The 12,330-nt window shown below is 71.5% G+C and carries 12 protein-coding genes and 1 riboswitch; of the genes, 5 read left to right on the top strand and 7 right to left on the bottom strand.

Features of this window, described 5'->3' with window-relative positions; all coding sequences use genetic code 11:
• The first annotated feature begins 284 nt into the window (after positions 1-284).
• The 4 genes from DLJ59_RS03280 (at position 285) to DLJ59_RS03265 (ending at position 5,387) form a co-directional block, all read left to right on the top strand.
• Positions 285-2,162 carry a M14 family metallopeptidase gene (locus tag DLJ59_RS03280; RefSeq protein WP_124771031.1) on the top strand — a complete coding sequence of 626 codons (1,878 nt, stop codon included), beginning with the start codon at positions 285-287 and terminating at the stop codon, positions 2,160-2,162.
• Positions 2,163-2,279: 117 nt separating this feature from the next.
• A riboswitch (cobalamin riboswitch) is annotated at positions 2,280-2,431 on the top strand.
• An 88-nt stretch (positions 2,432-2,519) separates the two neighbouring features.
• Positions 2,520-3,449 (top strand): ABC transporter substrate-binding protein, encoded by a 930-nt coding sequence (locus DLJ59_RS03275; protein ID WP_124771030.1) that lies wholly within the window; start codon positions 2,520-2,522, stop codon positions 3,447-3,449.
• Positions 3,450-3,498: 49 nt separating this feature from the next.
• On the top strand, positions 3,499-4,587 hold the full coding sequence (locus DLJ59_RS03270; RefSeq protein ID WP_124771032.1) for a FecCD family ABC transporter permease: 1,089 nt from the start codon (positions 3,499-3,501) through the stop codon (positions 4,585-4,587).
• A complete protein-coding gene (locus DLJ59_RS03265) occupies positions 4,584-5,387 on the top strand; it encodes an ABC transporter ATP-binding protein (protein WP_124771029.1) in 804 nt (267 codons plus the stop codon). Before DLJ59_RS03270 ends, DLJ59_RS03265 begins: the two co-directional genes overlap by 4 nt.
• 24 nt (positions 5,388-5,411) lie before the next feature.
• On the opposite strand, the gene DLJ59_RS03260 is transcribed toward DLJ59_RS03265, so the two are convergent.
• The 5 genes from DLJ59_RS03260 to DLJ59_RS03240 form a co-directional block, all read right to left on the bottom strand.
• Positions 5,412-6,176, bottom strand: a complete 765-nt coding sequence (locus DLJ59_RS03260; RefSeq protein ID WP_124771028.1) for a VOC family protein — start codon at positions 6,174-6,176, stop codon at positions 5,412-5,414.
• Between the two features lie 94 nt (positions 6,177-6,270).
• Positions 6,271-7,008: an ABC transporter permease gene (locus DLJ59_RS03255; protein WP_124771027.1), complete on the bottom strand. Its 738-nt coding sequence runs from the start codon at positions 7,006-7,008 to the stop codon at positions 6,271-6,273.
• A 10-nt stretch (positions 7,009-7,018) separates the two neighbouring features.
• Complete coding sequence (locus tag DLJ59_RS03250; protein WP_124771026.1) at positions 7,019-7,960, bottom strand: ABC transporter ATP-binding protein; 942 nt, start codon at positions 7,958-7,960, stop codon at positions 7,019-7,021.
• Positions 7,957-8,268, bottom strand: a complete 312-nt coding sequence (locus DLJ59_RS03245; protein WP_124771025.1) for a transcriptional regulator — start codon at positions 8,266-8,268, stop codon at positions 7,957-7,959. Before DLJ59_RS03245 ends, DLJ59_RS03250 begins: the two co-directional genes overlap by 4 nt.
• Positions 8,265-8,909, bottom strand: a complete 645-nt coding sequence (locus DLJ59_RS03240) for a transporter (protein WP_124771024.1) — start codon at positions 8,907-8,909, stop codon at positions 8,265-8,267. Before DLJ59_RS03240 ends, DLJ59_RS03245 begins: the two co-directional genes overlap by 4 nt.
• Positions 8,910-9,161: 252 nt before the next feature.
• Between DLJ59_RS03240 and DLJ59_RS03235 the strand changes: the two genes are divergently transcribed.
• The gene (locus DLJ59_RS03235) at positions 9,162-9,773 is read left to right on the top strand and encodes a hypothetical protein (protein WP_124771023.1); all 612 of its coding nucleotides are present in this window, start codon (positions 9,162-9,164) and stop codon (positions 9,771-9,773) included.
• On the opposite strand, the gene DLJ59_RS03230 is transcribed toward DLJ59_RS03235, so the two are convergent.
• Positions 9,762-11,906, bottom strand: a complete 2,145-nt coding sequence (locus tag DLJ59_RS03230; RefSeq protein WP_124771022.1) for a HelD family protein — start codon at positions 11,904-11,906, stop codon at positions 9,762-9,764. The two genes, DLJ59_RS03235 and DLJ59_RS03230, sit on opposite strands and share 12 nt — an antisense overlap.
• A gap of 209 nt (positions 11,907-12,115) precedes the next feature.
• A partial coding sequence (locus DLJ59_RS36805; RefSeq protein WP_208648536.1) for a hypothetical protein occupies positions 12,116-12,330 on the bottom strand: 215 nt, incomplete at its 5' end.

The following is a 12,330-nucleotide window of genomic DNA, read 5'->3' as shown; positions in this document are numbered from 1 at the left end:
GGCGTGGCGGTGCTGAGCAGGGTGAGCGTGGTGACGCCGGCGAGGGCGGCCGCGCGCAGGCGGGATCTGGCCATGGGTGCTCCGCGGGGTCGAGGGGGCATCGTCGCTGGTCAGTTTTCCGCTTGGAGGGAAGTTTCGCCAGATGTTGATAGGTGGAAAATCATTGCCGCCGTGATGATCCGCTTGGGATGCATAAGGCAGCGATCAATATTGATATGACCATGTGACAGGTGGTGAAGTGTCCTTCACCGAGCGGGATCTCCCGCCCTTCGAGGAGGTAGTCCATGGCCCTCCGCACGCCCATCCCCTTCCGCCGTGTCCTGGTGCTCGCTGTCGTCACCGGGCTGGGCATCGTCACCGTCGCCGCCGGTCCGGTCTCCGCCCGACCGGCACCGGACCGCACCGCAGAGTCGGCCGCCGCCAGCTACCGGGTCCTCGGCCCCCGAACCCTCGCCGACCGCAACGCGGTGGCCCGCACCGGAGCTGCCATCGACTACTCCGAACACGGCGTGCTGCACATCTCGGCCACCGCGACCGAGGCCGCCGCGATCGGCAAGCTCGGCTTCCGCCTGGAACCGCTCGCCCCGCCGCCCAACGCCGAGCGCGGCGCCGGCGAGATCGGCACACTGGCCTTCCCGCCGGCCGACTCCAACTACCACGACTACGCGGAGTTGACCGCCGTCGTGAACCAGGTCGTCGCCGACCATCCGGCGATCGCCCGCAAGATCAGCATCGGTTCGTCGTACGAGGGCCGCGACCTGATGGCGGTGAAGATCTCCGACAACGTCGGCACCGACGAGAGCGAGCCGGAGATCCTGTTCAACTCCCAACAGCACGCCCGTGAACACCTGACCGTCGAGATGGCGATCTACCTGCTCAACCTCTTCACCGACAGCTACGGCAGCGACTCCCGGATCACCAACATCGTCAACGGCCGGGAGATCTGGATCGTGCCCACTGTCAATCCGGACGGCAGCGAGTACGACATCGCCACCGGGTCGTACCGGTCCTGGCGCAAGAACCGGCAGCCCAACAGCGGATCGTCCAACGTGGGCACCGACCTGAACCGGAACTGGGGCTACAACTGGGGTTGCTGCGGCGGGTCGTCCGGCTCCACCTCGTCGGAGACCTACCGCGGGCCGTCGGCGTTCTCCGCACCCGAGACGCAGGCGCTGCGCAACTTCGTCAACAGCCGGGTGGTCGGTGGTGTGCAGCAGATCAAGGCCAACATCGACTTCCACACCTACTCGCAGTTGGTGCTCTGGCCGTACGGCTACACCACGGCGAACACCGCGACCGGAATGAACGCCGACCAGTACAACACCTTCGCCACCATCGGCCAGCAGATGGCGGCCACCAACAACTACACCCCGGAACAGTCCAGCGACCTCTACATCACCGACGGCGACAGCCTCGACTGGATGTGGGCCACCCACAACATCTGGGCGTACACCTTTGAGATGTACCCGGGCTCGTCCGGCGGCGGCGGCTTCTACCCGCCCGACGAGGTGATCCCCGCGCAGACCTCGCGCAACCGCGAGGCGGTGCTGATCCTCAGCGAGTACGCCGACTGCCCGTACCGGGCCATCGGCAAGCAGGCGCAGTACTGCGGCGGCGGTGGCGGCACCACCGTCTGGTCGGACACCTTCGAGACCGCCACCGGCTGGACCATCAACCCCGCCGGCACCGACACCGCCACCACCGGGGCGTGGGAACGGGGTGCCGCCCAGGCGACCACCTCCTCCGGAGCCAAGCAACTCACCCCGTACGCCGGCTCCAACGACCTGGTCACCGGCCGGCTGGCCGGCTCGGCGGCCGGTGACTACGACCTCGACGGCGGCGTGACCAGCGCACGGTCCCCGGCGGTGACCCTGCCGTCGTCCGGCACGCTGACCCTCTCGCTCGCCTGGTACCTGGCGCACGGCTCGAACGCCTCGTCGGCGGATTACCTGCGGGTGAGCGTGGTGCACAACGGCGGCACCACCGCGCTGCTCACCCAGACCGGCGCGGCCAGCAACCGCAACGGAAGCTGGGCTGTCGCGAACCTCAACCTCACCCCGTACGCCGGCCAGTCGGTCCGCGTGCTCGTCGAAGCCGCTGACGCGTCCGGTGCCAGCCTGGTCGAGGCGGCTGTGGACAACGTCACCATCACGTCCTCCTGATCGGGTGGGGCCCCGTCCCGCCCCGGCGGGGCCCCACCACCCGCTCCAGAGCCTCCAGATCCGGGACATATCCCTCGATGCGCGCCGGTTCACCGGTCACGCATCGTCGATGCATCCTTGATCGATCTGGCCCCTCGTGGCGGTGCGCTACCGTCTTACCGACCAGTCCGCAGCGAAGCCGGTACGAAATCCGGCGCTGTCCCGCAACTGTGATGCCCCACCGGTGGGTGGGGACGAGCCAGGTCGCCTGCGGATCGGTCGCGAAACGCGCTCTCGAGGAAGGGCGCCTCGTGGGCGGGCGTACGAAAGTCCCTGTCGGCGAAGCACCACACTCCTCGACCGACAGGAGGCCCCCATATGTTCAGACGTACCCCTCGGATCTTCGCGGCGACCCTCGCGGTCACCGCGCTCGCCCTCGGCGCGTGCGCCGAGAAGGCCGACGACAAGCCGAGCACCGGCACCGCAGCCGCCGCCTACCCGGTCACGGTCGGCGCGCTCACCCTCGACAAGCGTCCCGAGAAGATCGTCGTGCTGTCGCCCACCGCCACCGAGATGCTCTTCGCGATCGGTGCCGGCCCGCAGGTGACCGCCGTCGACGACCAGTCGAACTACCCGGCCGACGCGCCCAAGACCGACCTCTCCGCCTTCCAGCCCAACGCCGAGGCGATCGTCGGTAAGAACCCCGACCTCGTGGTGCTCTCGGACGACCGCAACAAGATCGTCGAGCAGCTCGGCAAGCTGAAGATCCCGGTGTACCAGACGCCGGCGGCGACCACGCTCGACGACTCGTACCGGCAGATCACCGACCTGGGCACGCTGACCGGGCACGCCGACCAGGCCACCGACGTGGTGACCCGGATGAAGGACGACATCACCAAGCTGATCAAGGACCTGCCGCAGCGCGCCGAGAAGCTCACCTACTTCCACGAGCTGGGCCCGGAGCTGTACAGCGCCACCAGCAAGACCTTCATCGGCTCGCTCTACAGCCAGGTGGGCCTGACCAACATCGCCGACCCGGCCGACGCAGACGGTAAGAACTTCGGCTACCCGCAGCTGTCCCAGGAGTTCGTCGTCAAGGCCGACCCGGACTTCGTCTTCCTGGCCGACGCCAACTGCTGCCAGCAGAACGCCGACACGGTCAAGGCACGCAGTGGCTGGGCCGGCCTCACCGCGGTGAAGAACAACCAGGTCGTGGCCCTCGACGACGACATCGCCTCCCGCTGGGGTCCGCGGGTCGTGGACCTGCTCCGGGTCATCATCGAAGCGGTCGCCAAGGTGCCCGCGTGACCGTCGTCCGTCGGTGACCGGGCCGTTGCCCGCGCCCCGGCCGGCCGGGCTGCTCTCCGCGGCCCGGCCCACCGGGTCGCCGCCCGTGGCCCGGCCGGCCGGGCTGCGCAAACGGTGGCTGGTCGCGGGGCTGTTCGCGGTGCTCGTCGCGCTCGTCGCCGGGGTGTCGCTCGGCCCGGTGAGCCTGCCCCCGGGCAGCGTCGCCGCCGAGCTGCTCAACCTGTTTCCCGGGGTGCACCTCGACAGCGGGCTGACCGAGCGCGAAATCGCGATCGTCACCGAGCTGCGCCTGCCCCGGGTGGTGCTGGGCCTGCTCGTCGGCGGTCTGCTCGCCCTCGCCGGTGGTTGCTACCAGGGCGTGTTCCGCAACCCGCTGGCCGACCCGTACCTGCTCGGGGTGGCCGCCGGCGCCGGCCTCGCGGTCACCGCGGCGATCGCCCTCGGCGGCGGCGGCCGGCAGGGCACGCTCTCCGGGTTGCCGATGACCATTCCGCTGGCCGCGTTCGCCGGTTCCCTGCTCGCCGTCACGATGACCTACGTGCTCGGCGCGGCGGGCGGGCGGCGCGGGTCACCGGCGATGCTGATCCTGGCCGGGGTGGCGGTCTCCGCGTTCCTCTCCGCCGGCCAGACATACCTGCTACAACGAAACGCCGACACCATCCAGCCGGTCTACTCCTGGCTGCTCGGTCGGCTGGCCACCGCCGGTTGGCACGACGTGCTGCTGGTGCTGCCGTACGCCGCGCTGACCACCGTGGTGGTGCTGCTGCACCGCCGTGAGCTGGACGTCCTCGCGGTCGGCGACGACGAGGCGAGAAGTCTCGGCCTGCACCCGCAGCGCACCCGCTACCTGTTGATCGCCGCCGCGTCCCTGGGCACCGCGGCGGCGGTCTCCGCGACCGGGCTGATCGGCTTCGTCGGCATCATCGTGCCGCACACCGTCCGGCTGCTCGCCGGGTCCAGCTACCGGGTGATCCTGCCGATGTCACTGCTGTTCGGCGGCGCGTTCCTGGCGCTGACCGACGTGGTGGCCCGCACCGCCGCCGCTCCGGCCGAGGTGCCGATCGGTGTGGTGACCGCCCTGCTGGGCGGCCCGTTCTTCGTCCTCGTGCTGCGGACCGCCCGGCGGGTGCTCACGTGAGCCGCGAACCCACCGCCGGTGCGCCCGCCGTCGAGGTGCGCGGGCTGCATGTCGACCTCGGTGGCACGCCGATCCTGACCGGCGTCGACCTCACCGTCGCCGCCGGCGAGTGGGTCACCGTGATCGGCCCGAACGGCGCCGGCAAGTCCACCCTGTTGCGGGCCGTCGGCGGCCTGCTGCCCGCGCCGGGGGCGATCACCCTCTTCGGTACGCCGAGCGCCGCGCTGCGCCGTCGGGACCGGGCCCGGGTGGTGGCCACGGTGGCCCAGTCCCCGGTGGTGCCACCCGGCATGTCGGTGCTGGACTACGTGCTGCTCGGCCGCACCCCGTACATCCCGGCACTGGGCCGGGAGTCGACCGCCGACGTCGACGCCGTGCACGAGGTGCTGGGGCGGCTGGACCTCTCCGGCTTCCACCGTCGCGAACTGGCCACCCTCTCCGGCGGGGAACGGCAGCGGGTGTTCCTCGCCCGGGCGCTCGCCCAGGGCGCGACGCTGCTGCTGCTCGACGAGCCGACCAGCGCGCTCGACATCGGGCACCAGCAGGACGTGCTCGAACTCGTCGACCAGCTGCGCCGTGAACATGGCCTGACCGTCCTGGCCACGATGCACGACCTCTCCCTGGCCGGTGAGTACGCCGACCGGATGGTGATGCTCGCCGGCGGTCGGGTGGTGGCCGCCGGAACCCCGCCCGAGGTGCTGACCGAGGAGCTGCTCGCCACCCACTACCGGGCCAGCGTCCGGGTGGTGCCCGGTGCCCACGGCCCCCTGGTGGTTCCCGTCCGCCCCACCCGTCCCTGAGCCTGCCGGGTCGGTGTGGCAGGGTCAGGGGCCCAGGTCGATGACGGAGAAGAGGGCGCCCTGCGGGTCGCGGAGGGCTGCGAAGCGGCCCGCCGGGATGTCCCGGGGCGGGACCAGGATCGTTCCGCCCAGCTCGGCGGCGCGGGCCGCGGTGGCGTCCGCGTCGGCCACCGCGAAGTACACCGTCCAGTACGCGGGCAGGTCGGCCGGGAAGTCGTCGCCCAGCGGCGGCATCATCCCGGCGACGATCTGCGTCCCGAGCCGCCACCCGGTGTACGTCATCGCGCCCACCGCCTGGTCGTCGGGCTGCCAACCGAACACCAGCTCGTAGAAGACCTTCGCGCCCTCGGGGTCGGGGGTGACCAGCTCGTTCCAGCTCATCGCGCCCGGCACGTTGAACACCTCGGCACCGGCCATGGCCAGTGGCTGCCAGACGCTGAACGTGGCGCCGGCCGGGTCGGCGAAGACCGCCATCCAGCCCCGGTCGAAGACCTCGAACGGTGGTACGACGACCTGCCCGCCGGCCCGTTCGACCCGGCCGGCGACCAGTTCCGCGTCGTCGGTGGCGAGGTACGTCGACCAGATCGGAACCTGGTCCGGGATCGCGGGCGGGCCGGCGCCGGCCACCGGCTTACCGTCGAGCTGGAAGACGGTGTAGCCGCCCGCCTCGGGCTCCGGGGTGACCTGGCCGGTCCAACCGAACAGCTCGGGGTAGAAGCGCCGGGCGTCGGTCAGGTCCGGGGTGGCCAGGTCGGCCCAGCAGGGCGTACCCGGCGGGACGGTGCTCACGTCAAGACCCCTCTCGGCCGGGGCGGCCACGGCGGCCCCCTGTCGGAATCCTGGCACCGTCCCGCCGCGGCCCGGGGCGGAAACGGACGAATCGTCAGCTGAACCGGCGACCCTCGTCCCGCCGGTACGCCCAGCCGGCGAGCGCGGCGAGCAGCACCACCCAGACACCGAGCATGATCAGCGACAGCGGTTCCACGTCGTAGTCGGCGACCGCCGCCCACATCAGTTCGGCCGCGCCCCGGGTCGGTAGGTACGGCGCGATCGTCTCGATGAACCCGGGCGCGTTGCCCGGCGCGGAGAGCAGGCCGCCGCCGAACGCCAACGGCAGGAAGATCAGCTGTGCCACCACGATCGCCGCCTTGCTCGGCAGCAGGTAGCCGATGGCGAGCCCCATCAGCGTGAACGGCACCGAGATGACGGCCACGGTGCCGAGAGCCAGCAGGAACGCCGCGGGGGTGACCTGGGCCGCGGTCAGCGTCGCGCCGATCACCACGACCGGGATCAGTGAGAGATAGGTCAGCACCAGCCCGGCCAGCACCCGGCCGGCGAACCGCGGCGCCGACCCGGTCGGCAGGGTCCGGGTGTACGGGTTCCAGGGCTGGTCGCGGTCCTCGGCGACACCGACGCCGTACTGGAAGATGTTGGCGCTCATCACCGAGAAGGTGACCATCGACGCGGTGGCGTAGGTGGCGCCGACCGGATCGTCACCGGCGAACGGCACCACGAAGAAGATCATGGAGGCGGCCGGAAAGAAGGCGCTGCCGAAGACGGCCACCGGAATCCGGATGATCTCCAGGAGTTGGTAGCGGGCGTGGACCAGGGCGAGCTGCACGGTCGCCTCCTCAGACGGTGGTGGGTCGGCCGCCAGCGGCGGCGGTGGTGGGTCGGCCGGTGCCGGCGGGCGCGTCCCCGTTTGGCGCGTCGCCGCTGGTGATGGCGAGGAACGCCTCCTCCAGTGACGTCGGCCGTACCTCCAGGTCGGTGAACGGGGTCCGGGCCGTGACCAGCGCTCGGACCAGCTCGTCGGCGTCGGTGGTGAGCAGGTGCAGCCGACCGTCGACCCGTTCGGTGCGAACCACCCCCGGCAGGTCGGGCAGGCCGTCGGCGACCAGGCTGACCCGGCGTACGCCCACGATGCCGCGCACCGCGTCCACCGTGTCGTCGGCGAGCACCCGGCCCTGCCCGATGACCACGACCCGGTGGGCGAGCGCCTCCACCTCCTCCAGGTAGTGGCTGCTCAACAGCACGGTGCCGCCGTCGTCGTGGAAGGCCCGGATCGCGTCCCACAGGGTGTGCCGGGCGGCCACGTCCAGGCCCGTGGTTGGTTCGTCGAGCAGCACCAACCGGGGTCGGCCGACGAACGCCAACGCCACCGCCAACCGGCGGCGTTGCCCGCCGGAGAGCCCACCGGTCTGCCGTCGGGCCAGATCGGCGAGGCCGAAGCGGTCGAGCAACTCCGCCCGGGGCACCGGGTCGGGGTAGTGCGCGGAGACGAAGTCGACGACCTCGCCGACGCGCAGCGTGCTGGGCGGGCCGGTCTCCTGCATGGTGACCCCGATGTGTCGCCGGCTCGCCGCGTCGCGGGGGTCTCCCCCGAACAGTTCGACCCGCCCCGAGCTGGGGCGGCGCAGGCCCACCAGCAGTTTCATCAGCGTGCTCTTGCCGGCACCGTTCGGCCCGAGCAGGCCGACCAGCTCACCGGCCCGGACCTCCAGGTCGACACGGTCGAGGGCGAGGACGTCGCCGTACCGGCGGCTGGCCTGTTCGGCGCGGGCGAGGGTCATGGCTGCTCCTTCGACGGGCTGGGGTCGAGCAGGGCGCGGATCGCTTCGGTGTACTCCTCGAACGCCAGCCGACCTCGCCGGCTGAGCCCGACCAGGGTCGCCGGGGTGCGTCCACGATGGGTCTTGCTGATCTCCACGTAGCCGGCGTCCTCGAGTTTGCGCAGGTGCACCGAGAGGTTGCCGGCGGTCATCGCGAGCAGCTCCTGCAGGCGGGGGAACGCGATCTTGTCGCCGACGTTGAGAGTCGAGAGGCTGGCGACCACCCGCAGCCGGGCCTGCGCGTGGATGACCGGATCCAGTTCGGTCACGGCTGCTGTCGCTGTCGCTGTCGCCGTCGGGCGAGCACGCCGGCCACCAGCATTCCGCCGCCGCCGGCCACCGCCACGATGAGCGGGTGCCAACCCGCCCCGGCGAACGCCCCGACCAGGTTGATCACGCTGATCCAGACGCCCAGCCGGAACAGGTCCCGGTCCAGCCAGACCGCCCCGCCGGCCATGTGCAGCGCGCCGGTCAACCCGACCGCGGTCGCCGACCAGAGCAGCGCCGCCTGGTCGTGCGGCAGGTGCTCGGAGACCCGGCCGAGCCCCGCGTAGGCGCTCACCGAACCGAGGGCCCAGGCGTAGCCGTACCACTTCCCACGCTGGGCGGAGTCGCCGACCACCTGGCCGTAGGCCCGCACGCTGACCACCGCCTGGGTCGCTCCGGCAGCCGCGAGCAGTACGAAGAGGACGGTCAGTGGCAGCCAGCCCGGCAGGTGGACCAGCGCACGGTCACCGGGGGTGAATTGGAGGAAGAAGAGCCCGAACCCGACCAGCCAGGCGACGCCCCATGGCCAGTAGAGCAGGCGTGCGTCGGGGTCGAGTCGGCGTGCCGTCTCCGACTGCTGGTCCTGGATCAGCCGGAGCGCCGCCGCGGCGTCGGTGGGTGGTGAATCATCGTCGAGGTCCACGCAAACTACTTTACGATACAAAGTCGAGGCGGATGACCCGTCGCCACCGGCGGGACCCCGGTCGCGGCGAACGGTGCCTAGGGTGGGGAGTCGCGACGCCGGACTGACCAGTCACGCAGCCCACAGGGGAGGGTCCGTGTTCACCACCGCCGCCAACCGGGCGCAGGAGGCCACCGCGACCCAGGTCCGCGAGTTGCTCGGTGAGGTCATCGGCGAGCCGGGCCCAGGTCAGCGCCGCCCCGCCGACCACCGATGATGGTCGACGGAAGTCAGGCACGGTACGTCGAGGGGATCACCCGACTGCTACCGGCCGGCGAGCGGGTGCGCGCGGTCGCCCAGGTCCGAGCGGGTGGAGGGCTGACCCCGGCCCCGCCCGCGCAGCCGTCGGCACCAGCCGCCACAGGCGGGCCGGGCTTCCTGGGTGTCCTGCTCAACGTGCTGTCACCGAACATCACCTTCGGTCGGGCGGACGACGGCGTCGACTGGCTCTTCTTCGGCGTCGGCGGTCGCGGCGCACCAGACTCCCAGGCATCCGTACTGCACCATGCCCTGACCGGGGCGACGAAGGGCTTCGGCCTCCGGCACCTCGTGCTGGGGGTCACCGACCAGCGGCTGCTGCTCGGTGCCACCGCGCCCGTCGGCCTGCTCTCCAGCTCGGCGGCAGACGAACGGGCGCGGGCCGACATCGAACTGCTCGGGTCGGTGCCGCGCACTTCCGTCGCCGCCCGGTTCGGCAGGTACCGGTTGAACTGGAAGCGGCTGCGGATCGACTTCGCCGACGGGTCGTGGCTGTCGTTCCACGTGCCGCTGGCCGACTCCGGCCGCCCGCTGCGAGGGGTCGCGGCGGCCCTGTCAGCCGGCTGACCCGCCGACGAGCGGGGCGGGCAGCGGCGCAACGTGCAGCACCGCCAGCCGGGACACCGCCCGGGTGAGCACCACGTACAGCCGGTGCAACCCGCGCGGCTCGGCCGCGACGATCGCCGCCGGCTCGACCACCACCACATGGTCGTACTCAAGGCCCTTGACCAGGGTCGCCGGCACCACGGTGACCCGCTCCGCGGCCGCCACGTCGTCGGCTGTCGCGGTCTCGACACCGGCCTCGGCCAGCGCCGCACGCAGGCCGTCGACCGCGTCGTCCGCGGCGATCACACCGACCGAGCCGTCGTGCGCGAGCGCCGCCCGCACCTCGGCCACCGTCGCCGAGGTCAGGTCGGTCACCGTACGCACATCCAGCCCGCCGTCGCGGCGCAGCGACTCGGCCGGCGGTACGTCCACCGCGAGCGCCGGGAGCAGCCGGTTCGCGAATGCGACGACAGCGGCGGGCACCCGGAAACCGACGGTCAACGGGACCACCACCGCGTTCGGCTTGCCCAGATGGGCGAGGGACTCCTTCCAGTCCCTCGCCGCCCACGGCGCGGTGCCCTGGGCAAGGTCACCCAGGAGCGTGATCGAGCCGTGCTCGCTGCGCCGAGCGATCGCCCGACACTGCATAGGGGAGAGGTCCTGTGCCTCGTCCACCACCACGTGCCCGAACCCGGAGAGCCGTTCCAGCAGCCCGGTCGCCTCGTCGATCAACACCGCGTCGGCGGCGGTCCAGCGGGTCGCCTTCGGGGTACGGGCCGGCTTGGCCCAGACCAACTGCGCCTGCTCGACGTCGCTGAGCAGCCCGTCCGCCGCAGCGGCCAACCGGCCCGGATCGGAGAACAGGCCGTGCAGCAGCCCTTCCGGAGTGAGCGCCGGCCAGACCGCGTCCAGGAAGTCGAGCACCGGCCGGCAACGGCTCATTCGACGCAGCCAGGCATCGCTGGGCGACTCCGCACGGCGCGCCTCCGCCTGCCGTTGCAGCAGGCTCACCACCCGCGCCTGAACGCGTTCCCGACCCGTCCCGTACGGCAGCCCCTCCCGTCGGGTCTCCTCGACGATCCGGTGCAACGGCTCCAGCCCGATCCGCCACCGGAACGAACCGTCCGACACGGTGATTGACTCGGTCGGGGTGCCGATCTGCGCCTGTACCGCCCGCCGCAGCACGCTCGCCATCCGTGCGTCGTGTTTGAGCGCGGCCACCGCCGGCGCCTCGACCGCCCGGACCGGTACCCGGGAGATCAGCTCCTCCACCGTGGCCTGCTCGACCTCGACCTCACCGAGCGCCGGCAGCACCGCCGCGATGTACGACAGGAACGCCCGGTTCGGCCCGACGATCAGCACACCCGCCCGCCGCAACCGCTCCCGGTGCAGGTAGAGCAGGTACGCGGCCCGGTGCAGGCCCACAGCCGTCTTTCCGGTGCCCGGCGCGCCCTGCACACAGATCGAGTCGGCGAGGTCAGCCCGGACCAGATCGTCCTGCTCCGGCTGGATCGTGGCCACGATGTCCCGCATCGGCCCGACGCGCGGACGCTCGATCTCGGCGGTGAGGATCCGACTGGTCGTACCGAGCTCTTCGCCCCGGTCCAGCCGCTCATCCTCGAAGCTGGTCAGCACACCATTGCTGAACCCGAACCGCCGCCGGACCGCCACCCCCTGCGGATCCCGCACACTCGCCCGGTAGAACGAGCGGGAGACCGGCGCCCGCCAGTCCAGCACCAGCGGCTCGCCACGCTCGTCGGTGACGTGCCGCCGCCCCACGTGATACCGCCGCCCGTCATGATCACCGCTCACGTCGGGTGCGGTCGGGTCGCTCGCGGCCCCGCTGGTGCCGTTGGTGGTGGTGCCGCTTTCGGCGGTGCCGTTGTCCGCGGCGCTGGCGAAGTCGAGGCGGCCGAAGAAGAGCGGTGTGGTCGGGTCGTCGGCCAGCTCGGCGACCCGGCGGGCCAGGGTGCGGCCGAGTGTCTCGGCCGCGTACGCGTCACCGGCCACCTGGTCACCGGTGGCGAAGAGTGACTCGGCCCTCGCCCGCATCCGAGCCAACGCCGCCCGCGAGGTGGTGAGGTGTGCGCGTTCGGCGGCCAGGTCCACATCGAGGTCGCCGTCGAGCTGGGTGTCGAGGTCAAGTGCGGGCATGCTGACGTCCCATCGTTCACATCTGCTGCGCGCTCGCGTGTCCGGGGGCGGATGGCCGGCCGCCCGGCGCGAAGACGCCCGTTCCGGTGCAGCTCACCTCGGCCGTCAAGCGGCCTGAAACTCTACGCTCCCCAACCCACCCCATCCACCGAATTACCGACGCGACCACCCATCCGAGGTGGCGTGTTGCCAGGTGGCGCGGCGCTTCTTCAACCCGCGTCCGCCCCGTACACCGTGATCGACTCGGTTTTCATGAAGTCGCGGTGTCTCGGCCGGTGCGACGCCCCGTTCTTCAGAAAGCCGAGTCGATCACCGCGATACGCGACCTGGGGCAGCAAGGACAGCGGGGGTTTGAGTGGGGTTTGTCGTGTCTGGTCGCGGTCGTTGGGTCGTTCGGTCGTCGGGTTGCGTGGGTCGTCGGGGT

The sequence above is a fragment of the Micromonospora inaquosa genome, assembly GCF_003857055.1.
Classification (GTDB): domain Bacteria; phylum Actinomycetota; class Actinomycetes; order Mycobacteriales; family Micromonosporaceae; genus Micromonospora; species Micromonospora inaquosa.
This window is presented reverse-complemented; position numbering and strand designations above follow the sequence as displayed.